This is a genomic window from Paenibacillus sp. FSL H8-0122, from assembly GCF_038005345.1.
In the GTDB taxonomy this organism is placed as follows: Bacteria; Bacillota; Bacilli; order Paenibacillales; family Paenibacillaceae; genus Paenibacillus_AQ.
On record NZ_JBBOTB010000001.1, the window covers coordinates 577,861 to 601,421 of the forward strand.

Genomic DNA, 23,561 nt, shown 5'->3' on the forward strand with positions numbered 1-23,561 from the left:
GAGCACAAATACACTTGAATCCAGCAAAAGTCGGGGTTGGCCGGAAATGAGGAGCACTAATACCCTTGAATTGGGCAAAAGTCGGGGTTGGGCGGAAATGAGGGGCAGAAATGCCCCTGAACCCGCCGCCAGCGGGCGCAGGGATCCAAAGTCGTTCGAGCTGCCCCGATGGGCAGTGCAGCAGCCAGCTCATCGCCGCCAGCATGCAGCCTCAGCTTAACGTCTTCAACTCATCGCCGCCAGCATGCAGCCTCAGCTTAACGTCTTCAACTCATCGCCGCCAGCTTACAGCCTCAGCTTAACGTCTTCAACTTATCGTCACCAGCTAGCAGTCTCAGCTAAACGTCTCTACTTATTGCCCAAGCATGCAGCCACCAGCATATCGTTCGCAGCATATCGTTCGCAGCATATCGCCCCAGCTAGCAACCTTCAGCTCAACGCCCTCAGCTTAACGTCTTCAGCTCATCACCATCAGTCACTGGCTGGCCGGGCGATACGCCACCAGAACAAATCCTCGGTCTCGCGGTACAGCTCTGCATCCAGGTGCTGCAGGACACGGTGGGAGGCGAGGTTGTCCTTCTCGGTATCTGCAGTGACCCAGCGTGCGCCGGGATGGCTGAAGATCCAGGCGGTGATCTGCCGCAGCGCTTCTGTGGCATAGCCTTGGCCCCGGTATCTCTCGTCCAGGACATAACCAACGATGACCTCCCCTTGCTCGTTCGGGCGGCCTTTGAGAATCAGGAAGCCGATGAGCTGCTGCTGCTCCCGGTGGATGATGGCCCACATGGTCAGCCAGCAGTAGTTCTCTTCATCCTGTAGTACCTTGGCATGCCTGACCCGCAGCGCATAGCGCATCTCTTCATCGTCCAGCAGGGTTGCGGTTGCCGTCACGTTCAGGCCCAGCGCCTGCTCCAGCCCGGCGTAATTCTCTAAGGCCAAAGCCAGTTCGGATGCGCTTAGAGGAGATAGGTCCAGGTGTTCACCTGTAAGTTTCATAGATTGCCTCCAGTTCTAATGCGGGTACATAGATGCGGACATACACCATTAGGAAGTATTTTCAGCCAAGCATAGTCTGCCGTCCTGTTCCTTGTCAATATGCTCCAGCTTGCAGCATTCTCCTTACCTTGAAGCGGAAGCGGACACGGGGATTCGAACGTTGAAATTAATGGTCATCTTGCGGCATGTCCCAGCCCAACTTGCGGCGCTTCTCCGGCACCGTCAAGGCGGATGCCGCATATGCTGTAGCAGGGCGTTTGAGCAAAGGAGACATGAAGGTGCAGAGTAAAATTACAAAAGTCCTGCAGCACATGGCCCATACGCACGAACAAATGGCACGGATTCTCGACGCCGAACGCCACGTAGCCGTCCGTATGTCGCAAATAGTTCACGATCTGCCGGATGCGGACCCTGATTTCGGCGGATTCAGTGGGCTGGTGGAAAGCTCAGGCCAAGTCAACAAAAATATCATTGCTTATCTCAATGCACTTGCTGATCTCGAAGAGGCGATGGCTGAGGGAGTAGGCAGGGTAATCAAGGAATTAAACGGTCAGGAAGAAGAGTAGAAAAACGTCGTGTAACTTGAGCAAGGAGGCGGAGGATGAGCAGAGAAAAGGCATATCTGCAAATGCTGGAGTCGACCGCTGCCATCCAGTGGAACATCGCGATGATTCTCGAGGCCAAAGCGGTGGAAGCGGAAAAAGTGAAGCAGTGGACCCATCATCACATCCACGCTAGAGCGTTCGACTCCCACGAAGACCAGTTGAAGGAATCCATCTCTATTCACGAGGTAATCGTGGAAATGGTAGAGGGGCTGACGAAGCTGGAGAACGGGCTGTACAGCAACCTGAAGGCGGTGCTGGGCAGCGGGGAAGACGAGGGCGGCGATTTCGGCGGGGATGGCGAGGGCTTCAGCTTCGGGGACGACAGCAAATGAGCGGCGGGCTGCTCTCCGAACATGCCGTCAAGCTGGAGATGATCCGCTCGATCGCCCGCAGCCAGGCAGCGCTTGCAGCCATCCTCGAGAGTATTGCTGAAGTGACGGGGCAATCGGAGCTGACAGCCCGCAAGCTGAGCGACAATATCAGGATTCTTAGCGGATACCAGAGTTCGATGTGCCGGATGATATCCGGTATTTCGCTGCATGAGCCCAAAGAAGGAGTGCCTGCAGCCCCCTGGCTGAGCAAGGTCTGCTCAGAGGGGACCGCCAGAAGTAGATGAAGTACAGGAGGCGTAGATGATGAAGAGAAAGAGACTGGGCAAGCTTGGTTCCACGGGCAAGGGCAAGAGACGCAGACCGCTGCTGTCGCGGAAGACACGGATACGCAAAGGTCCCGGACGCAAATCGCGCAAGGGTCTGCCCGGTAAGCTGGGGAGGAAATCCCTGCTGCTGCGCAAAAAAAGAAGGCTCCGCCGCCGGTTGCGCAGGGTGCGCGCTGTGCAGGTCATACCGGCAATCGAAACACCATTGGTGCCGCAGGTGATTCCGCTCCCCCCGGATCTGGGCGTCCCGCCGGAACTGCCGCCGGGAGACGCCTATCAGCAGGGCTACACCGAAGCATACAACGTGGGGTTCGACGCCGGTTTCGCCAAGGGCTTCGAGGACGGGCATAAGCTGGAGCTTGGCTGACAGAGCCGCAGGAACAGCAGCGGACCAGGGCTGCGGTTATATAGGGGCTGGCGCATATTGCGCCGCCCCTATAGCACATGGGGAACTTTGGGATAAGACGGGCTCTCGGAATTTCCGGCCGGATATGGTAGACTTCTTAACAGAATCTTTACCGGGGTCACTATTCAGGCAGGAAAGCGGGGAACACACATGATAGGGAATGAGATACGAAGAGCGCGGAGTGAGGAAATCCAGGAGATCATGGATCTGATTGCCAAATGTGTACAAGTTATGCAGGCAGGCGGAAGCGATCAATGGGATGAAGGGTACCCTAACCGAGAAGTCATTAGTGAAGATATCGGTAAGGGAACCTTATTTGTCTGCCTGGAGAATGAGGCGATTGCCGGGATTCTTGTGCTGGATGAGAACCAGGCGGAGCAGTATGCAGGCATTGAATGGGAACAGCAGCAGGGGCCGCATCTGATCATGCACCGGCTTGCGGTACATCCCGAGATTCAGGGCAGGGGGATTGCCCGGCGGCTGATCGCCTTTGCTGAGGAATTCGCCCGCAGCAGCGGCTATAGAAGCATCCGGCTTGATACATATGCGAAGAATGACAGGGTGCTTAAGCTGTATCCTTCGCTCGGATATTCGCAGAGAGGCGAGATTTGTTTTCCCGGCCGTACCGCTGCTTTTCCGGTGTTTGAGAAGGTGCTGCCAGATAATATGGAGAGATGATTTCTTTTTAAGTGAGTTAACATTACATTGAAGGCTGAATTTCTGTGATTAAAATGTTTACTTATGCCCTGAACTCACTTTATTGAATGTTTGTGTTAACTTTAATAACTCTTATTGACAGGTAAGTTGTCTTTGGACTATGATGGGATTATTCATAAGCAATGGAATAGTCCTTTTCGTATATCCTTAATAATTGGTTTAAGGGTCTCTACCGGGAACCGTAAATTTCTGGCTACGAAAATATGCTGAGGCATATTTTTGTGGCCTTTTTGTGTTACAGGCAGCCGGACATCAACAAGACTAGGGGGAAAAGACAATGGCGAATATCCTGATCAAGCATGCGGAGATTATTACGATGAACAAGCAGGAGGACATTATATATGGCGATATACGTATCAAGGGCGATCTGATTGTGGAAATCGGCACCGGTCTTGAAGGGATTGGGGATGAGCTTGTCATAGACGCTAAGAACCGGACGGTTATTCCCGGCTTCATCCAGACGCATATTCATCTGTGCCAGACGCTGTTCCGCGGCAAAGGGGATGATCTGGAGCTGATGGACTGGCTGCGCAAGCGGATCTGGCCGCTGGAGGCGGCACATGACGAGGAGTCACTGTACTATTCTGCCATGCTCGGCATTGGGGAATTAATCACCAGCGGCACAACGACCATCGTGGATATGGAGACGGTACATCATACGGATTATGCCTTCCAGGCGATTGCGAAGAGCGGTATCCGCGCCTTGTCAGGGAAGGTCATGATGGACCGGAAGAACCCTGAGGCACCGGCGGCTCTGCAGGAGGAGACGGCGGCTTCGCTGCAGGAGAGTGTGGATCTGCTGGAGAAATGGAACGGATATGCGAATGGCCGGATTCAGTATGCTTTTTCTCCGCGGTTTGTCATTTCTTGTACGGAGCCGCTGCTGCGGGAGGTGCAGAGTCTCTCGGCCCGTTACGGGGTGAAGGTGCATACCCATGCTTCTGAGAATCTGGGCGAGATCGAGCTTGTGCAGGCGATGACCGGTATGCGCAATGTCGTCTATCTGGATCACCTGGGGCTGGCTAACGAACGTCTGATTCTGGCTCACTGTGTCTGGCTGGATGAGCAGGAAAAGCGGATTCTGCGGGAGCGCGGTGTTCATGTCAGCCACTGCCCGGGCTCGAACCTCAAGCTGGCCTCCGGCATTGCCGATACGCCTGGTATGTTACATGACCATATTCACCTCAGCCTGGGTGCAGACGGCGCCCCCTGCAACAATAACCTGGATATGTTCAACGAGATGCGTCTGGCAGCAGTCATCCAGAAGCCCGCGCATGGCCCGGTTACGATGGATGCCCGGAGCGTCTTTCGGATGGCGACCATCGGGGGCGCGAAGGCAGTGGGGATGGAGGATCAGATTGGCAGCATCGAGGTAGGCAAGAAGGCAGATCTGGCTATCCTTAATCTCTATAATTTCCATACCTTCCCCTCCTATGATGTGGACCCGATCTCGCGGATTGTCTACTCGGCCACCCGTGCCGATGTGGAGACAACGATGGTTGACGGTGAGATTCTCATGCACACAGGGCTGCTGAAGACCATCGACAAGGAAGTCGTGCTTCATGAAGCGAACCTTTCCATTAAAAGACTGCTGGGCAGCGCGCGGCTATCCTGAGCGATAGGAGCTCCAACGCCAGTTGTTCCAGTCAAACTGACTATAGTGACCGGAGGCATGATTGCGGCCTGGCCCAGAAGCATCTTAGATTCAAACTGTAGACTTGCAGGGGACTTTGCGCCTCTGCTTTTTTTTGTCCGGATATTGATAATAACCATAATGAACCTTTTCTCCCGCTCAGTTGTTTAATAGGGTGGCCCTCTTTTGATTCCCTCTACAAGTATTGCTATACTAGAGCAACGTGAGCTTTTTACAGAAATAAGGAATTGTTTTTACACCACTATTAATGAAGAGAGTAAGAGGGGATTGCAATGAGAGAGGGCAAACCTGCGTCTGCGCAGGCTCATTTCTATATCGTGGCGGGACTGCTGTGGCTGAAGCTGCTGCTGCTGAGAGGGCTGTTCTTTGACCGGATTGCCTGGGAGTGGATCGCTGCGGATCTGGCGCCGGTACTCCTGCTGCTCGGTGTGCTGGCTATAATTTCGCCCCGGCGGATGAGAAAAGGGGTCTTCTGGAGCTTCAATGGGCTATTGTCGCTGCTGCTCTTCGCGGCCAGTGTGTACTTCAATCACTTCGGATCGGTGCCTACCTATCTGGCGCTCTATGAGCTGAACCAGGTGTTTCAGGTCAAAGAGAGTGTGGAATCTACGATTGAGTGGGTCGATTATCTGTTTTTTGCCGATCTAATCATAGTGATGGTCTATTCGCTGTTCCGCAGATGGAAGAGGGGGCCTGCACGGTGGCAGCGAGTCAGCCAGCCTGCTCGCAGAACCCGGAGCATCTATCTGGTGGTGCTGCTGGTGGCAATCATTGGAGGCGGCTCGCTGTCGGCGTATTCGATTCATTCGGCCCGGGGAATTACCAATGAGCTGGTCCAGGCGGAGACGGCCGGATTCCTGAATTATGAGGTGGTGGCAGCGATCAAGGCCCGGGAGGATAACGGCCTCATCGGGACCGGTGATATTCAGGAGACGATAGCCAAGGTGCAGGCACTGGAGGCTACCTATCCATACAAGGCTGTGACAAGCGGACTGCCAGAGCATTTCGGATCGCAAAAAGGGAAAAACGTCATCATCATCCAACTGGAGGCGTTCCAGAATTTCCCGCTGCATCAGTCACTGGAGGGTCAGGAGCTGACTCCGGTGCTGAATGGACTGGCCGCAGAGGGCTTCTACTTCCCGCATGTGTACCAGCAGGTAGGTCCGGGCAATACCTCGGATGCGGAATTTATGAGTAACACCTCGATTTATCCGATCGCTTCGCTTGCCATGTCCACAGGCTTCGGGGACCGGGAGCTGCCGGGACTGCCGCGGCTTTTGCGGGATAAGGGGTATGAGGCGTACACGTTCCATGTGAATAAGGTGGGCTTCTGGAACCGGAATGAGCTGTATCCGGCGCTTGGCTTCAACGGCTACTATGACAAAGATTCCTTCAAGAATGACCATTTCAATTCGTTCGGGGCTTCCGATGAGCAGCTCTATGCTACTGCCGTGGAGAAGCTGTCGGTGCTGCATCAGAAGGGAACGCCTTTCTACGCCCAGCTGGTGACAGCCTCCAGCCATCATCCGTTCAAGGTGCCGGACAGCTTCCGTCGTATTCAGGTACCGGACAAGCTTCAGGGCACGATGCTGGGCGATTATCTGAGCGCGGTGAACTATACGGATTATGCGATAGGCACGCTGATTGACGGATTGAAGCAGCAGGGGATGTGGGAGGATACTGTGCTGGTGCTGTACGGTGACCATTTCGGCCTGCAGCCGAAGGACGTCCCGGCGGAGCAGGTGGAGGACGCGCTGGGCATCAAGTATGATGACCGGATCAGCCGGTTCAACATTCCGCTCGTGATCCACGTGCCCGGTATGAAGCAGGGACAGGTTGTGGAGCGGACCGGCGGACAGCTGGATGTGCTGCCGACGGTAGCCAATCTGCTCGGGGTATCGCTGAAGGACGAAGAGTTCACGGCGTTCGGGCATGATTTGCTGAATGTGGACCGCAACGTGGTGGGCATGCGCTATTATTTGCCGACAGGCTCGTTTTTTAATGATGAAGTGTTGTTTGTGCCCGGTAAGAGCTTCTCGGACGGTGAGGCGGTCTCGCTGGATACGCATGAGCCGGTGAAGGATTTCAGTGCCTATCAGAGCGATTACGACTATATCCTGAAGCTGATGGGCTTATCTGATGAATATGTGAAGCTGCTTCCGCAGCGTTAGGAGGATTTTATGAAAAGACTATGGAAACCCGAGTACCTCATCTCGCTGGCCGGCGCTGTGCTGATCCTCTATCTGCTGTTCGTGCGGCCCTTCACAGGCGTTGCCGATAACGGCGATTTCCTGCGGATGATGAATACGGTCGGACTGAATTATTTTGATGCCGGGGAGGACTATGCCGACCGCTTCTTCAGCTACAGTCATTCTAAGTTTGCTTATGATGATCTGTTCAAGGGCTTCTACCCCTCCTCGCAAATTTTGCTGGTGCTGGTGCCAAGGCTGCTTGCGGGTTTATTTCACGGCAGCTACTTCGATATCCGTCTTCTGGCAGTTGTATATGCAGTGCTGCTGCTGGCTGCCACGTGGATGATCGTCAAGCTGGGCGCGAAGAGCTCCTATGCCACAGGTCTGCTGCTGGGTGCGGGAATGCTGTTTGTATTCTACGATATCGGCTATCTGGCTTATTTTAACTCCCTGTTCGGTGAACCCGTGTCAATGGTCTTCATGCTGCTTACATTCGCCCTGGGTCTGAGGCTTACCGGGCAGGAGCGGCCGTCCTCGAAAGGGCTGGTATTATTTTTCATTGCCGTGCTATTTCTGGTCTGCTCCAAAATCCAGAATGCCCCCGTCGGCCTCGCCTTCGCGCTGATCTTCCTGCGTCTGCGGACGCTGAATGGAACAGGCAGCTGGCGCAAGCTGGCGCTTAGCTTAGGGGTGGCCACGGCGCTGGTATCAGTGGTCCTGTATGTGACTGCGCCGAAGGAGCTTAAGCATATCAACCTGTACCAGACGGTGTTCTTCGGCATTCTGAATGAGTCTCCGGATGTTCGCGGGGATCTGCGTGATCTGGGATTGCCGGAGCGGCTGGAGGTACTGGCGGGGACGAATTATTTCCAGGGGGATACGGCGATCAAGCAGGATGATCCATCGCTGGGCCCGGATTTCTATGACCGTGTATCGCATAAGGATGTGCTATTCTTTTATATGAAGCATCCCGGCCGGTTAATAGAGAATATGAAGTATGCGGCTGCTAACAGCATGTCCATCCGTCCCTACTATCTCGGAAGCTATGAGAAAAGCGAAGGCAAGCCTGCAGGCGCGGTAGCGGGAATGTACAGCGGGTGGAGCGAGCTCAAGAACAAGCATCTGCCCCATTCCCTCGGGTTCCTGGCGATTTTCTACCTGGTGTATTACGCCGGACTGCTCTATCAATACTTCCGTACGCGGGAGGCGGCAGGGCGGATTGCCGGAGAACTGATGATGCTGCTGGGACTGATCGGGCTATTCTCGTTCCTGGTTCCGATCCTCGGTGACGGGCGCGCGGATATCGGCAAGCATCTGTTCCTGTTCAATGTCTGCTTCGATATGATGGCGGTAGCGATGCTGGGCTGGACGCTGCATAAGCTGACGAAGCTGCTGAAATAACTTATCATGTCAAACCCTTAATTGACCCCTAGCGGATTATAGAATACAATGTGTTTGGAACTTTAGTAAAAGAGTGGAAATGGCTTGATACAGCCTCATCCTATAAGGGGGCCGCTATGGGGAATGACGAATACAAGAATAAGATCGAACAGGCAAGACAGGAACTGAACAAACTGGCCTTGGAGTACGGGATGCAGGATGTCCGGGTACTCCGCCAATCGGTGAAGCTGGATGCGCTTCTGAACGAATACAGTGATTGTAATACGGAGAAGGATGATCAGCTTTATTAGAGAAATACAGAGCAGCTATGCCAATTCAAGAGACATCTCGGGCGTTCAACGCCTTGAGGTGTCTTTTTTAATCTCCCAGCAGCTCGCGGAGCATCTTCTGCCGGTCGGTCATGAAGGCGCGGGTGACCGTATAATGCTCCGTGTCTTCCAGCGCAACAGGCGTAATGCTCTCTCCCTCCAGCAGGAGAATCTCCGCACCCGGATAGGACATCAGAATCGGGGAGTGGGTGGCGATGATGAACTGGGAATTCTGCTCAGCCAGCTCATGCATCCGCGCCAGCAGAGACATTTGCCGTACAGGAGACAAGGCCGCCTCGGGCTCATCCAGGATATAAAGGCCCTGTCCGCTGAAGCGGTGAACGAACGTAGAGAAGAAGGATTCTCCATGAGACTGCTCATGCAGCGAGCTTCCTCCATAGGAGTCTTTAATCAGATTGCCTGCGTCCGGCTCTTCATCCAACTCATCGATATAAGAAGCCACGTTGTAATAGCTCTCCGCACGCAGGAAAAAGCCGTCCTTCGGCCGCCGTACGCCTCTGGCAATCCGCAGGTATTCATAGAGGCTTGAATGGGAGGCATGGGTATTGAATGAGAAATTCAGCGTCCCTCCTTCCGGATTGAATCCCCAGGCAGCAGCAAGGCCCTCCAGCAAGGTAGACTTCCCGCTACCGTTCTCCCCTACAAGAAAAGTGACCTGCTTCTGAAAAGCAAGCCGTTCCAAGGTTCTTACCACCGGCAGATGAAACGGATAGCTTCCGAAGGAAGGGACCGCCTCGCGCAGCAGCTCGACATGGCGCAGATACAGCATAGGACCATAGATTGAACTCATATCTCAATTCCTCCTCGAAAGGTGATGCCTCTAATTGTAGATGATTCCCGGGGTCCCCGCAAAGTACTTGAGTAAGCTTCAGAGTGTGGCCTCACTTTGTGGGGCTGTTATGGGGTCCCCGCAAAGTACTTGAGTAAGCTTCAGAGTGTGGCCTCACTTTGTGGGGCTGTTATGGGGTCCCCGCAAAGTACTTGAGTAAGCTTCAGAGTCTGGCCTCACTTTGTGGGGTTGTTATGGGGTCCCCGCAAAGTACTTGAGTAAGCATCGGAGTGCAGAGCATGCACTTGCATGGACAAGAGTGGATGAATTCTGTAGAGGTTCGGGCCAAGCGGGCGAAAGACCGGGGGGCATATGCCAATTTCGGCGTGATACAGACAGATGTCCATGAGGCGGATGCTGACTCCGCATATAGTACTACTGTCTTGAGAATATAACGGGGCAGGGTGAAGGCCGTGAAAACAAAAAAGAGAGGCGGGCTTCCACGGGATTACCGGGATGGCTATCTGCAAGGGTACCATCTCGGCCTGTGCGAAGCCGTGAAGCGCCTGAATACTCCTGAAGTGGGAGAACGCCAGCCGTTAAAACTGATGTATGTTCCCCAAGGGTTTCAGGCCATCGATGCGGGAGTCGCAGAAGCGCTGCGGCTGCTGGTAAGCGAGCTGATCATCTGTCCTCCGGAAACTATGCTGGAGGTGGCATCGCGCGAATTGCCTGAGGCGGTGCTGGTGATGAACGGGCTGCATGTATTTCCGGAGAATCATCTGGAACAAATTACGGCAATAAGACAGCTGGGTATCCCGGCGGCGATCTGGTTTGTGGATGATCCTTATTTCACCGAGGACACATCCGTCATCTGCCGGCATTACGATTATGTGTTCACGCATGAACTGGGCTGTGTGGAATTCTACCGTTCGCTGGGGACGGCGTCTGTGCATTACCTTCCGCTGTGCGTCAACCCCCAGATGTTCTACCCGCGCCACACCGGACCGCAATATCACTATGATGTCGTGTTCATCGGCAACGCCTTCCGCAACCGTACGGAGCTGTTCGATGAATTGGTCCCCTTCCTGCGGGGAAAGAAGGTGCTGATCGCCGGCGGGTTCTGGGAGCGGCTGGCCCACTTCGAGGAGCTGTCCCCGTACATCCGGGAGGGCTTCATCCCGCCGGAGGAGACAGCCAATTATTACAGCGGCGCGAAGCTGGTCATTAATATCCACCGGCCCTGGGAGGGAGGGATGGATAACCGGAATACGTTCCAGCTTCCGTCCCTCTCCATTAATCCCCGGACCTATGAGGTCAGCGCCTGCGGGACGATGCAGCTGACCGATATCCGGCAGGATCTGGATATTCACTACAAGCCGGGCCGGGATCTGGAGACCTTCGCTTCTGCCGATGAGCTGAAGCGCAAAATTGATTATTACCTGAAGCACGACAAGGAGCGCCGGCAGTATGCGCTGCGGGGACTGCAGACCACGCTGCGCCGGCATACCTTTACTTCACGTCTGCCTCATTTACTGGGTGTTCTTACTTCAAGAGGGTGAATTTCATTATGGATCAAAAGGAGCGAATACTCATGAACAACGAATTTATTATGCCTGCCCCGCCGTTGCCGAGAACCCCTGCGGAGGAAGAGAAGCTGCGGGGACGTCTGACCGGCTTCAAGGGAGGCTATGACGAAGGATATCTGCGGGGACGTCTGGCCGTTCTGGACGGACGCCCGGAGGAGCCGCAGCCGGTAAGGAATATCCATGTGATGTACGTGGCTTCAGGCAAGGGCTATCCGTATTCACCGCTGGATGATGCCGTGCTCTTCGCGCTGCAGCGGTTAACGGTTCAGGTCACGATTACTGATGTGCGGCAGAATCTGGTGGAGCTGGCTTCTGCCCAGCGTCCCGACCTCGTGCTGGTGCTGGATGGTCTGGATTTACCGCTGGAGCAGGTGGCTATTCTGCGGGGCCAGGGCATTAAGACCGCGATCTGGCTGACCGATGATCCGTATTACACCGATTTCACAATGAAGATTGTGGCTCACTATGACTATGTATTCACACTGGAGCGTAATTGCGTAGAGATCTACCGCGGCCTTGGCTGCACGGAGGTCCACTATCTGCCCTTTGCCGCACACCGTGAGCATTACCGTCCGACTACCGGACGTTCGCCGTTCAGCCGGGATGTCAGCTTCATCGGGTCTGCCTACTGGAACCGGATTAATTTCTTCCGCGATATTATGCCGGAGCTGATGAGCTATAACACGGTCATTAACGGAATCTGGTGGGACCGGTTGCCGGAAGCGCCGCTCTATGGCGACCGGATTGAGATCGGTAAATGGATGTCCCCCCAGGAGACGGCTGTAGCCTACAGCGGCTCGAAGATTGTGATTAACCTTCACCGCTCGCACATTGACGATGCAGTCAACAACAACGCACTGTATATTCCAGCCGTATCGCCGAATCCGCGTACGTTCGAGATTGCTGCCAGCGGCACGCTGCAGCTCAGCGATGCCCGTGACGATCTCGGCTCCTTCTACAAGGTGGGCGAAGAGATCGACACCTTCTCCAGCTCTCGCGAGCTGATGGACAAAATTCAGTATTATCTGACGCATGAGGAAGAACGCCGGGAGATGTCCCTCCGCGCCTTCGAGCGGACGCTCAGGGATCATACGTATACCAGACGTCTTAGTCAGCTGCTCACTATTATTTACGGGTAAGCCAGCAGGGCAATCGTAGAACAGGCTGTCAGCAAATGTGCGTATCACAGGGGACAGGTGTCGTGCCGGCAGCTGTGCCCCCTCAATATACTGGAGTACCGGGCAGAGATGTTAGCCTGTCAGCTAATATACCCGTCCCAAGCAGGAGCACTGCTGAGTGATAGTAGATTGTGTGCATTCAAAATTAGGAGGTGAATGGCTGCTCCACAGCCCTTCGCAGGGGAGCGCCGAGACACCATGGCCGACAAAGCGACGATCGTCCTCTTTTCCCATGTCTCCAACACGCGCAGTATTACGGGTGCGGAGAAGCTGCTGTTATTCTTCAGCCGGGAGCTGTCTCCTTACTTCAATTGTATCCTCGTAGCCCCGCAGGACGGGAAGCTGACACAGCTGGCCCGGAGCTACGGCCTTCAAGTCCGGCTGATGTCTATTCCGCTGGTCTATGGAGTGTACACTCCCTATGCCGGTCTTCCGGCAGATATCCGCAAGCTGCAGGAGGGCCGGGAATATCATGAGCTGACTCACTGGCTTGCGGAGCTTCGTCCGTCCTTCGTGATCACCAGCACCTGTGTGCATGCCCTGCCGCCAATCGCGGCGAAGTCAATGGGCATACCCGTGATCTGGAAGATTTCGGAGACCATTACAGACAACGAGTTCACCCCGGTCAGCGTAGAGCTGATCCACAACAACAGCGATGAGATTCTGGCGATTTCACAGACAGCGGCAGCGTGCTTCCCCGAGGAGATCCGCGATAGCAAGGTGACCCAGCTTCCTCCGTCATGGAGCGACGCGGATTTGATGTTCGAGGCCTGGAGCAAGCTGCGCGGGGAACGGCGGAGTGAGCTGAAGATCGCCCCGGGGGACCCGCTGATCGGCTATGTCTCTTCCTTCATTAATAAGGAGAAGGGGCTGGAGCATTTCGTCAAGATGGCGGTTCTGGTGCATGAGCAGCATCCGGCTGCCCGCTACCTTGTAGTGGGGACTCCCGGGGATAAAAGCTACTATGAGCGCTGTGTCCGCAAGGTGAAGCTGGAGGGTCTGACCTCACGCTTCCGGTTTGTCGGGTACGAAGAATGTCTGCCGGCCGCTTACTGCGCGATGGATCTGCTTGTTGTCCCCAGCCTGATCCGGGAAGGCTTCGGCATGACGGCCCTGGAGGGCTATGCCTTCAGCAAGCCGGTTGTCGCTTATGATTCCGGCGGCCTGCGGGAGATTCTGGACGCCGCAGGCTGCGGCGAGCTGCTAGTGCCTGCGGGAGACATGGATGCGCTGGCCGGGCGGGTGAACGCGCTGCTGGCCGACCAGGCGATGGCGGCCGGCATTGGCCGGCAGGCGCGGGAGCGCATCGAGGCCGTCTACGGCCCGGCGGCTTACCGCGCCCGGCTGCAAGGCTTAGCGGAGAGGTGGCATCTCCGCTACTGCCTCCAGCCGCCACAGCTCATCGGCGGCCCGGAAGCCCCGCCCGCAGCTGTGCCAGCGGGCGGGAAGAGCGCCCCCGCGGCACAGCCGACGCGGGGCAAGACCGGGCGCCGCGCCGCACGGCTGCGGGCCGCGAAGCTGCGGCGCGGCAGGCTGCGCCGCGCCAAGTCCCGGAGCGGCGCGGCGGGGACGCGCCCGCGCCGTAAGAAGCGCGCGGCAGGCTCCGCGCGCCGTCGGGCCAGCGGCGGCAAGAAGCGCCGCGCGGGCCAGGCCGGAAGCCGCCGGAGCAAGCGGCGGCGTAAGGCATCCTGAGCAGCCTGCCCGGTTCCTGAGGGCAGGCCATAATCAAAGGGGAGTGAACCCATGAAGATCATGACGATTTTGGGCACCCGGCCCGAGATCATCCGCCTTAGTGTCATCATTCCGCTGCTGGACCGGCATGCGGAGCGGCATGTGCTGGTGCATACCGGACAGAATTTCACGGCCAGCCTCAGCGGGGTATTCTTCGCGGAGCTTGGACTCCGCGCACCGGACTACGTGCTGCAGGATAAGCAGGCCGGGCTCGGGGGCCAGCTGGCCGCCATGTTCGGCAGCCTGGAGAGCATCCTGCTTCAGGAGAAGCCGGACCGCGTACTGCTGCTGGGTGATACCAATAGTGCGCTGTGTGCCATTCTGGCCGAGCGGATGGGCATCCCTGTGGTGCATATGGAAGCAGGCAACCGCTGTTACGATCTGAAAGTGCCGGAGGAGAAAAACCGCCGTGTCATAGATGCCGTCTCCACCATAAATATGCCGTATACCCAGCAGAGTAAGAGACATCTGCTCAGCGAAGGGTTCCCCAGCCAGCGTATCGTGTTAACCGGAAATCCCATCCATGAAGTGATTACGCATTACGACGAGCAGATCGCGGCCAGTGACATCCTGTCCCGGCTGAAGCTGGAAGCCGGCCGGTATCTGCTGGTGACAGCCCACCGGGCCGAGAATGTCGATGATCTGGAGTCGCTGCTCCAGATTATGTCCGGGCTGAACCTGGTGGCTGAGCATTTGGGACTCCGCCTGATCTGCAGCATCCATCCCCGTACACGCTCCAAGCTTACGGAGGAGTTCCCGCTAAGTATGAACCCGCTGGTGGAGTTTCACGAACCCTTCGGATTTTTTGACTTTGTTCATCTCGAACGTTATGCCCTGTGCGCCATTACCGACAGCGGCACCGTTCAAGAAGAATGTTGCCTGATGGGAGTGCCTACGGTGACCATACGCAGGACGACAGAACGCCCGGAGACCGTAGATTGCGGAAGTAATGTAGTGTCCGGGGTAGAACAGAACAGCATCCTGCGCTGCACCGTGCTGATGACGTCGCTTAAGCCCGATTGGGAGGCGCCGGAAGGGTATCTTGCCCAAGGTGTCTCGGTAAAGGTAGTTAAATTTCTGCTTGGAGGGAACCTGCATGTTCAATAATAAACGGATTCTGGTTACAGGCGGTACCGGTTCCTGGGGGCATGAGCTGATCCGGCAGCTGCTGCCGCAGCATCCCAAAGAAATTATCGTATTCTCCCGCAGTGAGTCTGCACAGGTAGCCATGAGCCGTGAATTTGAAGATAAGCACCTCAGCTTCATCATTGGCGATATCCGTGACAAGGATGCGCTGGTAGCTGCCTGCCGCGGTGTGGATTATGTCTTTCATCTGGCCGCGCTCAAGCATGTGCCTGTCTGCGAGGACCAGCCGTATGAGGCGCTCAAGACGAATGTGGTCGGCACACAGAATGTCATTGAAGCTGCGATTGCCAACAATGTGGAGAAGGCGATCTATATCTCTACCGACAAGGCGGCCAATCCGTCGAACTTCTACGGCATGACCAAGGCCATCGGCGAGAAGCTGTTCGTCTATGCCAATCTGATCGGCTCAGGCACCAAGTTTGTCACCGTGCGCGGAGGTAATGTGCTGGGGACGAACGGCAGTGTGGTCCATCTGTTCATGAAGCAGATCAAGGACAAGGGACAGGTAAGGATAACGGATATGAACATGACCCGGTTCTTTTTCACCCTGCGCGATGCGATTACCCTGCTGTTCAAGGCCTCCGATGTCAGCATCGGCGGCGAGATCTTCGTCATGACCATGCCGACCTGCCGGATCGTGGATCTGGCCGATGTGCTGATCGAAGCTTCCGGCCGGACGGATGTCAGTATGATCGAGACCGGCATCCGCCCGGGTGAGAAAATCCATGAGATCCTGATGAGCGATTTCGAGAGCCTGACTACAGTGGTCTATGATGAGCAGTACCTGGTTATTCTGCCTACGCTTGATATGCCGGAGCTGAAGGAGCATTACCGTCATTACCCCCATGTGTCCTTCAGCAGCTTCAGCTCGGAGAATCATCTGATGGAGCAGGCTGAAATCAAGGATATCCTGATCCGGGGAGGGTTCCTCCAGTGAAGCTCCTTATTCTCGGCGGAAATGGTATGGCAGGTCATATGCTGGCGGAGTATTTTCGCCGCCAGGGCAAGCACCACATCTTCCATACAACCCGGGATAAGAAGGATCTTGGAGGGTTGTATGTAGACGCCGACGACATTGCCGGCGTAGAGAAGCTGGTTGAAATCGTCTCCCCCCATTGCATTATTAATGCGATGGGGGTACTCAATCAATTCGCCGAAGCGGACCGGATCGGCGCGTATCATGTCAACGGATTTCTGCCCCACCGCCTGCGGCGGGCAGCGGACCAGATTCATGCCCGGCTCATCCATATCAGCTCCGACTGCGTGTTCGAAGGAACACGCGGCGGATATACGGAGGAGGATGCTGCGGATGGAACCTCGGTCTACGCCCTCACCAAGAGTCTTGGAGAAGTGCGTGATCCCGGACATCTCACCATCCGTACCTCCATTATCGGGCCCGAGATCCGCTCCGGCGGAATCGGCCTCATGGAATGGTTCCTGGCCCAGAAAGGCCGGGTAACCGGATATGAATGCGTGATGTGGAATGGAGTCACCACCCTGGAGCTGGCCAAAGCCATCGATTCCCTGCTGGACTCGGATCTCTCCGGGCTGATTCATCTGGCCCACCCGCAGCCCGTAAGCAAATATCAGCTGCTGCAGATGATGCAGACCGCATTTCATAAAGAGGATGTTGAGATCATCCCGCAGCAGACGCCGGTTCAGGACCGGACGCTGATCAGTACGAGAAGCGATGTCACGATTGAGCTGCCTTCCTATCCCCGGATGCTTAGCGAGCTTGCCGACTTTATGCGCAGCTCAGAGCTGCTGACATGAGCGGGCGGCGTCTCCTTATTACCGGAGCTTCCGGCTTTACGGGCAGGCATGCCGTGGCCTACTTTGCCGCCGGAGGAGCGGAGGTGACTGCTGTAGTCCGCCGCAAGCCAGCTGCGGAGTTGTTTCCGGAAGGCGTTCAGCAGTACGTCTGTGACCTGGGGGACCGCAGGGCTGTGGCGGCAATGATTGGAGCGGTGAAGCCGGATCAGGTGCTGCACCTGGCAGGCAAGAATTCGGTCCCGGAGTCCTGGCGGGACCCGCTGCTCTACATGGAAACCAATGTAATGGCTACTCTATATTTGCTTGAGGCGCTGCGTGTCCAGCCGGCCAGCCGTATTCTGGTGGCCGGCTCCCGGCTTAAGTATAGACCGGGTGCGGCAGACCCGCCCCACCCCTACAGCCTTAGCAAGACGCTGGAGGAGCTGGTATCGCTGGCCTGGGCAACGCTGTTTGCACAGCCGGTGCTGATGGCGGAGCCCTCGAACCTGATTGGTCCGGGTCCGTCCACCGGCTTCTGTTCCCTGCTGGCACAGCATATTGTGCGCAGTGAAGCAGCCGCTGTAACCGGATCGGCTGCACCTGCGGCGTTTCGGCTCTCCTCGCGCCATGCGCTGCGTGACTTTCTGGATGTGCGTGATGCGGTCAGGGCCTATGGCTTCATTCTGGATTCAGGCGAGACAGGAAGGATCTACCGCATTGATTCCGGGACAGAGCGGGAGCTGGGGGAGGTTGCGGCGAAGCTGCTGGCCCATGCCGCAGCTCCGGTTGCGATGGACTGGGGCCCGCAGGAGGAGCGCAGTCGGGGCAATCCTTCCCCGACACCTGCCGTTCCGGCGAAGCCTTCATTTGAATCTGCTGATAGTAAGGTACCGCCTGAAGAATCGGGGGACTATGCTGTTATTTCCGGCTGGATGCCGGAGATTGCGCTGGACCGTTCGCTGGCGGATATTATCGGCTATACAAGGGCCGGTAAGGAAGGAAGGTTGTTATGAAGCCCAGAGTATCCGTAGTTATTCCTTTTTACAATTGCCCTTATATTGAGCAGGCGCTGCAGAGCGCCATGAGCCAATCCTGGCAGCCTTATGAGATTATCGTAGTGGATGACGGCTCTACAATGCATGCTGAGCGAATCGCCCCCTATTCGCCGTACATTCACTATCTGGGCAAAGCCAACGGAGGTACCGCCTCGGCTCTTAACCACGGCATTGCCCATGCCACTGGAGATTATGTAGTCTGGCTTAGCTCGGATGATATGTTCTATCGTGACAAGATCAATAATCAGGTTCTGTTCATGGAACAGAATCGTTTACTAATCTCGTATACCAACTTCAACTACATTAACGGAAACTCGCAGGCTACGGAGCTGAATGCTGCGGCTGTGTTTCCGAACCAGCTTGAATATCTGCGCTGCTTCCTGTACGGCAATCCCATCAACGGCTGTACGGTGATGTTCAAACGGGAGATCTTCGGAGCCATCGGGATGTTCGATGAAGCGCTGCCGTATACCCATGATTATGATCTGTGGTACCGGGCCATTCTGAACGGTTATGCGCCGGTGATGCTGAACCAGTCCTTGACGGCGTACCGCCGGCATGAGGGGATGGGCACGCTCAGACACTACGATGTCATCATGGCCGAAGCTGCAGCAACCAGTGCCCGTTATCACGCTCCGTTAAGCGCCTTGATTGCTTCCATGGGCGGCTAGCTGCCGGAGCGCACAGCCGGCACGGCAGCACAGCCCAAGGTCAGGCAACTAACGCTTAGGAGGGAGAGCATATGTACCGGGAAATCGAAGTGAAAGACTTCCTGCCGGTCCTGCTGGAGCAGCTGAAATTCTCCGAGAGTATACTGGATATCGGCAGCGGTACCGGTACGCTGCTGGAGCGGTATGAAGCCGGTGTGGTGCTGGGGCTGGATATCCACAGGCCTTATCTGCTGCACCGTAAATACAAGGCTCCCCATATCATTCCGGTTCATGCCGATGCCGGCCATATCGATAAGCTGTTCCTGCCGGGAACCTTCTCTGCGGTCACTCTGATCGATTCTCTGGAGCATTTCTCGATGAGTGAGGGCATGGAGCTGCTGCGTAAGGCGGAGCTTATCGCTGCGAACCGTGTCATCGTATTTACACCGCGGGGCTTCTTCCCGCAGGAGGGCAAGGACCATTTCAATCTGCATGGAGAGTATTACCAGAAACACTGGAGCGGCTGGGAGCCTGAGGATTTTCTGAAGCTGGGCTACGCTGTAACCGTACTGAAGGGCTTTCACCATGCGGAGAATCCTTCATTCCGGGAAGCCTTCGGTGAGAATCATGCGCCGCTGGATGCCCTGCTCGCCTGCAAGACAGTATAAATGAACTTAGGGAGGAGGCCGGGGCATGAACCAGAAGACCAAGGTCTCGGTGGTGATTCCGTTCTATAATTGTCCCTACGTGCATCTGGCGGTCGAAAGCGTGCTGGCCCAGAGCTACATGGATATCGAGCTGATCGTGGTGGATGACGGTTCAACGCTCCATACGGAGAAGCTTGATCCCTATAGAAGCCGGATTGTATATGTCCGCAAAACCAACGGAGGCACCGGCTCGGCGCTCAATAAGGGAATAGAGGCAGCAAGCGGAGCTTATTTTGCCTGGTTAAGCGCGGACGATCTGTTCCATCCTGATAAAATCAGACAGCAAATAGAAGCTCTCCGCAGCTCAGGAACCTCCTTCAATCATACGGCTTACTACTATATTAATGAGCACGGGCAACGGATTCAGGACATTGTCCGAATGCCGGCCTGCAGCAGGCCGGCCCTCATACAGACCATGATGTCCAGCTGTCCGGTGAACGGCAGCACGGTGCTGTTTGATATGGACATTCTCTCCAGGGTCGGCAGGTTTAATGAGAGTCTCCTGTATACACAGGATTATGATATGTGGCTGCGGATTCTGCCTCATTATGAATGGTCTTATATAGAAGAGCCGCTGCTGGATTACCGTGTTCACAGTGAGATGGGCTCGGTCCTGCACAACGAAGCGCAGAACCGGGAAATTGCAATGGTGCAGTTCATGCACAGGGGCAATTTAACACAGCTGCTCAGAAAGGAGAGAAGGAATTGAGACTGACCTTTCCGGTTCTGACCTTATCCAGGGGTGGCGCGCAGCGGATGATCACCGAGCTGGCTAACCGTCTGGCTGAAATTGGCCATGAGGTCGTTGTTCTTATGCCCAGCCTGGGTATTGTGGAGTATGAGATGAAATGTCCGATTATCCCTGTGCCCGCCCCGGTACTTACAGAAGATCATTTTCCCTACGGGGATGTCATTATCTCCAATTATTATACAACCGTTCCGGTTGCCGAGCGTGCCAGCCGGCAGGGCAAAGGGCTGCATATCCGGCTGGCCTTATGCTATGAGCCGAATTTCCTGCCGGATAATAATCAGTCGTTCGCCTCCTACGGCATTACCCGCAACCTGCTTGTACTGTCGCGCTGGCAGCAGGAGGTCATACGGATCAATCACGGCATTAAAGGCAGAATTGTTCCGGTCGGCGTTGATCCGGATTTTCATAATACGCATTTTCGCGACAACCCTAACCGGCCGCTGATCGTATCGGTCATTATGCGGCGTCCCGAGGGCGGATTCTCCGGTCACCGGGAACAGGATTACCTGATTCAGCAGCTCGACATGGTCAAGCGGCTTCATCCTGAGGTGGAGATCTATATTATGACTCCCCCTGCGGAATATGCCGCTTCCAGGAGTCTGCAGGACTTGCTTAACTCCGGGCGCTATCAGCTTCGGACACCCGCGAATGACAATGAGCTGGCTTATCATTATAATGAGACAGATATTTTTGTCAGCGCAAGTACCAATGACGCCGGTTCGTTGCCGGGGCTGGAGGCGATGCGCTGCGGTGCGGCGCTGGTCACCGTATATTCAGGAGGGAACCTCGAATACTGCGCACACGGGCAGAACTGTCTGATGTCGTATCGGCATGAGAACCGTCTTGCTGCGGATATCGTGACGCTCATTAAGGACCGGGAGCTTCGCCGGCGTCTGGCTGCCCGAGGAGAGCAGGATTCCTTACAGTTTACCTGGGAGAGAAGCGTGCAGATTTTCCAGGCTGAGCTGTTTGAGATGGTGTCCAGACAAGGCACGTAATGCCTCAGGGCAGAATGCCATACACGGAGAAACCTTCACCCCCCGGCTGATGCTGGGGGGTGAAGGTTTTTTTGCCGGAAGACAGGGGATATGAAGCTTGCAATAGTTAGAAGATAGAGAAGGAATTCATCATCTCGCGGAAGGAATGCGCATACTGATCGAATCCGAAATGCGTAACCATATGCTGGCGGCCCTGATAGCAAATGGCTTCACGCAGCGGAATGTTATTCATCAGCTCCAGGCCTTCGTTCACAGCTGCCTCCACATTGCCAAGCGGATAGAATTTGCCGGTAATATTATGGGTGATGAAGGATCTGACCCCGTCGGAATCCGTACTGAGTACAGGACAGGAGCAGCAGACAGCCTCGGCTACGGCATATCCGAAGCCTTCTGTGACAGAGCTGGACAGCAGGAAGCCTCCTGAAGCAGCGATCGATGAATAGTAGACAGGCATCATCTGGTTAGGTATATTCGTGAACACATTCAGCCGGTCATTCAGGCCGAGGGACAGCAGTTCTTTGTCAAATTGCTCCCTTTGGCCTTCAGTAGCAAGAGCGGGATCATGGAACATCCACAGATGAAGATTAGGCTTGAACCGCCGGACTTGCTGGGCAACCTTCAGGTATTCACTCCAGTTTTTGTTAGGTTCCAGCCGCCCGACCCAGGCGATAACCGGATCAACGGGCGCTTCGCCGGGGACATGCTGGAAGGCCTGCACATCAACAATGTTCGGAATAACATAGCGCTGCAGCCAAGGGCAGATCTCGATAAACAGCTCCAGTAAATGATCGGTGGGGGGAATCAGCACGGCATTGCAGAAGGCTTGCAGATATGGCACGGAATCTATAATCACATTGCGGGCTTCGCTTCGTGTTCCCAGACCCTGGGACTCGTAGATCAGGATGCCGCCATACCCCAACCGGCGCAGGCGTTCCAGCAGCAGATAATCGGAGGTTACGATAATGGCGTCATAATGATGGGTATTCAGTACAGTTCTGATCTCTTCATCCTGGTTCGTGATAAATACCGGGAAGCTTACACTATTGTCGGTGCCGGACCCCGGCATGAGATAGAGCACATGGCATTCGATGCCGTTCTTCTGAAGGCTCTCACACCGCAGTCTGTTCAGGGTCTCAACCCCGCCGCTCGGTACATAAAACGTAAATAGTATTCTCAAGCTTACCCCTCCTGATCTGAACTGCCTGCGGAGAAACACAGTCTGCTGTTATATAAGATACGCCGGAGTTCTCTTACATGTGACTGTGGGGGCAGCTCTGCCAAATCCTTTCTGGATAACCGGGCAGCGGAGGAGCCATGCTAAGGGTTGTCACACTACACTACATTATTCTGTGATGGGGGATGAAGGAATGTTGCGATCGAAATTCGGCTTGTCCGTGTCTGCAGCCTTGCTGCTCGGCGCCATGAGTTTAACTGGCTGCGGTGCCGGCCATTCGGCAGATAGCGGTAATATGCAGACGAAAAGTGTACGGGGGACAGACGGGCGAATCCACGTGAACTCCGCAAGGGACATGAACCGTGACGATGACTTCGGCAGCATGGAGATCAGCAAGGAATTGGCTGACCGTGTTGCGGCTATGCCCGAAGTCCGTTCGGCTAACGTTATTATGGTTGGCAGAAGCGCTTATGTCGCTGTAATGCTGGAGGATGCTTCGGGCAAGGTTCACACCCGGAGTACCACCCGCGAGAAAGCTACCGGAAGAGGAACTGCTGCGGGGGTTCCCGGAATGACGGGAACAGGCGGCTCCATGGCCGGCATTCCGGGAAGTCTGACAGGCACTGGAACCATTGGCGGTACAGGCATAGCGGCTCCCGAAGATTATCCGGGGAACGGCAATAACGGGCTGATGTCCAGAAGCAATATGGGGGATGATAAAGACACGCTTCCCGGGGAGATCAAGAACAAAATCGCCGCAGAGGTTAAAAAAGGCAACACATACGTCAGCAATGTCTATGTCTCGGCGAACCCGGATTTCGTGGAACGGGCTGATTATTATGCCCGGGAATTCCGTGCCGGACATCCGCTCAAAGGCTTCGCGAATGAATTCCGCATCATGGCGGAACGGATTTTCCCTGCGCGCAGCGGACAGTAAGCAGCGCTACAGCATTGTGCCTTGAATGTAGATAGTATTCCAGAGGGATATGAGGCTTATTCAAATGACGGGCACCAGTGAATAGAGATAGACGCAAACAATGCAGCCACCGCACCCGGAAAGCCGGGTGAGAGGGCTGCATTGCCTGCGTTTATAAGGATACGAA

24 protein-coding genes and 1 riboswitch are annotated in these 23,561 nt (G+C 55.4%); of the genes, 21 read left to right on the top strand and 3 right to left on the bottom strand.

Going from position 1 to position 23,561, the window contains the following annotated elements; translation table 11 throughout:
- Positions 1–471: 471 nt before the first annotated feature.
- Positions 472–996 carry a GNAT family N-acetyltransferase gene (locus NSS64_RS02610; RefSeq protein WP_341139116.1) on the bottom strand — a complete coding sequence of 175 codons (525 nt, stop codon included), beginning with the start codon at positions 994–996 and terminating at the stop codon, positions 472–474.
- Between the two features lie 272 nt (positions 997–1,268).
- On the opposite strand from NSS64_RS02610, the gene NSS64_RS02615 reads away from it, so the two are divergent.
- From NSS64_RS02615 to NSS64_RS02655, 9 genes are all read left to right on the top strand, one after another.
- Complete coding sequence (locus NSS64_RS02615) at positions 1,269–1,562, top strand: nucleoside-diphosphate sugar epimerase (protein WP_081751236.1); 294 nt, start codon at positions 1,269–1,271, stop codon at positions 1,560–1,562.
- 35 nt (positions 1,563–1,597) lie between these two features.
- Positions 1,598–1,933 carry a hypothetical protein gene (locus NSS64_RS02620; protein ID WP_036727122.1) on the top strand — a complete coding sequence of 112 codons (336 nt, stop codon included), beginning with the start codon at positions 1,598–1,600 and terminating at the stop codon, positions 1,931–1,933.
- Positions 1,930–2,217 (top strand): hypothetical protein, encoded by a 288-nt coding sequence (locus tag NSS64_RS02625; protein WP_036701531.1) that lies wholly within the window; start codon positions 1,930–1,932, stop codon positions 2,215–2,217. The genes NSS64_RS02620 and NSS64_RS02625 overlap by 4 nt, the downstream gene beginning before the upstream one ends.
- Positions 2,218–2,233: 16 nt before the next feature.
- Positions 2,234–2,626, top strand: coding sequence for a hypothetical protein (locus tag NSS64_RS02630; RefSeq protein ID WP_341139117.1), 393 nt, complete (start codon positions 2,234–2,236; stop codon positions 2,624–2,626).
- Positions 2,627–2,815: 189 nt separating this feature from the next.
- A complete protein-coding gene (locus NSS64_RS02635) occupies positions 2,816–3,343 on the top strand; it encodes a GNAT family N-acetyltransferase (protein ID WP_341139118.1) in 528 nt (175 codons plus the stop codon).
- Between the two features lie 156 nt (positions 3,344–3,499).
- Positions 3,500–3,598, top strand: a riboswitch (purine riboswitch).
- A gap of 61 nt (positions 3,599–3,659) precedes the next feature.
- The gene (locus NSS64_RS02640) at positions 3,660–4,997 is read left to right on the top strand and encodes a 5'-deoxyadenosine deaminase (protein ID WP_341139119.1); all 1,338 of its coding nucleotides are present in this window, start codon (positions 3,660–3,662) and stop codon (positions 4,995–4,997) included.
- Between the two features lie 311 nt (positions 4,998–5,308).
- Complete coding sequence (locus tag NSS64_RS02645; protein ID WP_341139120.1) at positions 5,309–7,207, top strand: LTA synthase family protein; 1,899 nt, start codon at positions 5,309–5,311, stop codon at positions 7,205–7,207.
- Between the two features lie 9 nt (positions 7,208–7,216).
- On the top strand, positions 7,217–8,629 hold the full coding sequence (gene wsfD / locus NSS64_RS02650) for a glycan biosynthesis hexose transferase WsfD (protein WP_341139121.1): 1,413 nt from the start codon (positions 7,217–7,219) through the stop codon (positions 8,627–8,629).
- 116 nt (positions 8,630–8,745) lie between these two features.
- Positions 8,746–8,919, top strand: coding sequence for an aspartyl-phosphate phosphatase Spo0E family protein (locus NSS64_RS02655; protein WP_340938395.1), 174 nt, complete (start codon positions 8,746–8,748; stop codon positions 8,917–8,919).
- A 67-nt stretch (positions 8,920–8,986) separates the two neighbouring features.
- On the opposite strand, the gene NSS64_RS02660 is transcribed toward NSS64_RS02655, so the two are convergent.
- Positions 8,987–9,748 carry an AAA family ATPase gene (locus NSS64_RS02660; protein ID WP_445667769.1) on the bottom strand — a complete coding sequence of 254 codons (762 nt, stop codon included), beginning with the start codon at positions 9,746–9,748 and terminating at the stop codon, positions 8,987–8,989.
- A gap of 443 nt (positions 9,749–10,191) precedes the next feature.
- Between NSS64_RS02660 and NSS64_RS02665 the strand changes: the two genes are divergently transcribed.
- From NSS64_RS02665 to NSS64_RS02715, 11 genes are all read left to right on the top strand, one after another.
- Positions 10,192–11,289, top strand: coding sequence for a CgeB family protein (locus tag NSS64_RS02665; RefSeq protein ID WP_445322032.1), 1,098 nt, complete (start codon positions 10,192–10,194; stop codon positions 11,287–11,289).
- Positions 11,290–11,321: 32 nt separating this feature from the next.
- Positions 11,322–12,455 carry a CgeB family protein gene (locus tag NSS64_RS02670; RefSeq protein WP_341139122.1) on the top strand — a complete coding sequence of 378 codons (1,134 nt, stop codon included), beginning with the start codon at positions 11,322–11,324 and terminating at the stop codon, positions 12,453–12,455.
- Positions 12,456–12,650: 195 nt separating this feature from the next.
- A complete protein-coding gene (locus tag NSS64_RS02675; RefSeq protein ID WP_341139123.1) occupies positions 12,651–14,186 on the top strand; it encodes a glycosyltransferase family 4 protein in 1,536 nt (511 codons plus the stop codon).
- Positions 14,187–14,237: 51 nt separating this feature from the next.
- Complete coding sequence (gene wecB / locus NSS64_RS02680; protein WP_341139124.1) at positions 14,238–15,332, top strand: non-hydrolyzing UDP-N-acetylglucosamine 2-epimerase; 1,095 nt, start codon at positions 14,238–14,240, stop codon at positions 15,330–15,332.
- Positions 15,322–16,308, top strand: coding sequence for a polysaccharide biosynthesis protein (locus NSS64_RS02685; protein ID WP_340938402.1), 987 nt, complete (start codon positions 15,322–15,324; stop codon positions 16,306–16,308). The genes wecB and NSS64_RS02685 overlap by 11 nt, the downstream gene beginning before the upstream one ends.
- Positions 16,305–17,144 (top strand): dTDP-4-dehydrorhamnose reductase family protein, encoded by an 840-nt coding sequence (locus tag NSS64_RS02690; RefSeq protein WP_340994262.1) that lies wholly within the window; start codon positions 16,305–16,307, stop codon positions 17,142–17,144. The genes NSS64_RS02685 and NSS64_RS02690 overlap by 4 nt, the downstream gene beginning before the upstream one ends.
- Positions 17,141–18,136 (top strand): NAD-dependent epimerase/dehydratase family protein, encoded by a 996-nt coding sequence (locus NSS64_RS02695; protein WP_341139125.1) that lies wholly within the window; start codon positions 17,141–17,143, stop codon positions 18,134–18,136. Before NSS64_RS02690 ends, NSS64_RS02695 begins: the two co-directional genes overlap by 4 nt.
- Positions 18,133–18,849: a glycosyltransferase gene (locus tag NSS64_RS02700; RefSeq protein WP_341139126.1), complete on the top strand. Its 717-nt coding sequence runs from the start codon at positions 18,133–18,135 to the stop codon at positions 18,847–18,849. Before NSS64_RS02695 ends, NSS64_RS02700 begins: the two co-directional genes overlap by 4 nt.
- A 71-nt stretch (positions 18,850–18,920) precedes the next feature.
- Positions 18,921–19,496, top strand: a complete 576-nt coding sequence (locus NSS64_RS02705; protein WP_340994259.1) for a class I SAM-dependent methyltransferase — start codon at positions 18,921–18,923, stop codon at positions 19,494–19,496.
- Positions 19,497–19,521: 25 nt separating this feature from the next.
- Complete coding sequence (locus tag NSS64_RS02710; RefSeq protein WP_341139127.1) at positions 19,522–20,244, top strand: glycosyltransferase family 2 protein; 723 nt, start codon at positions 19,522–19,524, stop codon at positions 20,242–20,244.
- Positions 20,241–21,284, top strand: a complete 1,044-nt coding sequence (locus NSS64_RS02715) for a glycosyltransferase family 4 protein (RefSeq protein WP_341139128.1) — start codon at positions 20,241–20,243, stop codon at positions 21,282–21,284. Before NSS64_RS02710 ends, NSS64_RS02715 begins: the two co-directional genes overlap by 4 nt.
- Before the next feature lie 106 nt (positions 21,285–21,390).
- Here the strand turns inward: NSS64_RS02715 and NSS64_RS02720 are convergent, their stop codons facing one another.
- Positions 21,391–22,461 (bottom strand): glycosyltransferase family 4 protein, encoded by a 1,071-nt coding sequence (locus NSS64_RS02720; protein ID WP_341139129.1) that lies wholly within the window; start codon positions 22,459–22,461, stop codon positions 21,391–21,393.
- 190 nt (positions 22,462–22,651) lie between these two features.
- On the opposite strand from NSS64_RS02720, the gene NSS64_RS02725 reads away from it, so the two are divergent.
- Positions 22,652–23,395: a YhcN/YlaJ family sporulation lipoprotein gene (locus tag NSS64_RS02725; RefSeq protein ID WP_341139130.1), complete on the top strand. Its 744-nt coding sequence runs from the start codon at positions 22,652–22,654 to the stop codon at positions 23,393–23,395.
- Positions 23,396–23,561 lie beyond the last annotated feature (166 nt).

Excerpts from the sequence above, each read along its gene's own strand:
- NSS64_RS02625 (WP_036701531.1), top strand. The coding sequence starts at position 1,930 with ATGAGCGGCGGGCTGCTCTCCGAACATGCCGTCAAGCTGGAGATGATC.
- NSS64_RS02660 (WP_445667769.1), bottom strand. The coding sequence starts at position 9,748 with ATGAGTTCAATCTATGGTCCTATGCTGTATCTGCGCCATGTCGAGCTG.
- NSS64_RS02670 (WP_341139122.1), top strand. The coding sequence starts at position 11,322 with ATGAACAACGAATTTATTATGCCTGCCCCGCCGTTGCCGAGAACCCCT.
- NSS64_RS02685 (WP_340938402.1), top strand. The coding sequence starts at position 15,322 with ATGTTCAATAATAAACGGATTCTGGTTACAGGCGGTACCGGTTCCTGG.
- NSS64_RS02705 (WP_340994259.1), top strand. The coding sequence starts at position 18,921 with ATGTACCGGGAAATCGAAGTGAAAGACTTCCTGCCGGTCCTGCTGGAG.
- NSS64_RS02675 (WP_341139123.1), top strand. The coding sequence starts at position 12,651 with ATGGCTGCTCCACAGCCCTTCGCAGGGGAGCGCCGAGACACCATGGCC.
- NSS64_RS02645 (WP_341139120.1), top strand. The coding sequence starts at position 5,309 with ATGAGAGAGGGCAAACCTGCGTCTGCGCAGGCTCATTTCTATATCGTG.
- NSS64_RS02610 (WP_341139116.1), bottom strand. The coding sequence starts at position 996 with ATGAAACTTACAGGTGAACACCTGGACCTATCTCCTCTAAGCGCATCC.
- NSS64_RS02710 (WP_341139127.1), top strand. The coding sequence starts at position 19,522 with ATGAACCAGAAGACCAAGGTCTCGGTGGTGATTCCGTTCTATAATTGT.
- wsfD (WP_341139121.1), top strand. The coding sequence starts at position 7,217 with ATGAAAAGACTATGGAAACCCGAGTACCTCATCTCGCTGGCCGGCGCT.
- NSS64_RS02700 (WP_341139126.1), top strand. The coding sequence starts at position 18,133 with ATGAAGCCCAGAGTATCCGTAGTTATTCCTTTTTACAATTGCCCTTAT.
- NSS64_RS02725 (WP_341139130.1), top strand. The coding sequence starts at position 22,652 with ATGTTGCGATCGAAATTCGGCTTGTCCGTGTCTGCAGCCTTGCTGCTC.
- NSS64_RS02695 (WP_341139125.1), top strand. The coding sequence starts at position 17,141 with ATGAGCGGGCGGCGTCTCCTTATTACCGGAGCTTCCGGCTTTACGGGC.
- NSS64_RS02615 (WP_081751236.1), top strand. The coding sequence starts at position 1,269 with ATGAAGGTGCAGAGTAAAATTACAAAAGTCCTGCAGCACATGGCCCAT.
- NSS64_RS02630 (WP_341139117.1), top strand. The coding sequence starts at position 2,234 with ATGATGAAGAGAAAGAGACTGGGCAAGCTTGGTTCCACGGGCAAGGGC.
- NSS64_RS02620 (WP_036727122.1), top strand. The coding sequence starts at position 1,598 with ATGAGCAGAGAAAAGGCATATCTGCAAATGCTGGAGTCGACCGCTGCC.
- NSS64_RS02655 (WP_340938395.1), top strand. The coding sequence starts at position 8,746 with ATGGGGAATGACGAATACAAGAATAAGATCGAACAGGCAAGACAGGAA.
- NSS64_RS02635 (WP_341139118.1), top strand. The coding sequence starts at position 2,816 with ATGATAGGGAATGAGATACGAAGAGCGCGGAGTGAGGAAATCCAGGAG.
- NSS64_RS02640 (WP_341139119.1), top strand. The coding sequence starts at position 3,660 with ATGGCGAATATCCTGATCAAGCATGCGGAGATTATTACGATGAACAAG.
- wecB (WP_341139124.1), top strand. The coding sequence starts at position 14,238 with ATGAAGATCATGACGATTTTGGGCACCCGGCCCGAGATCATCCGCCTT.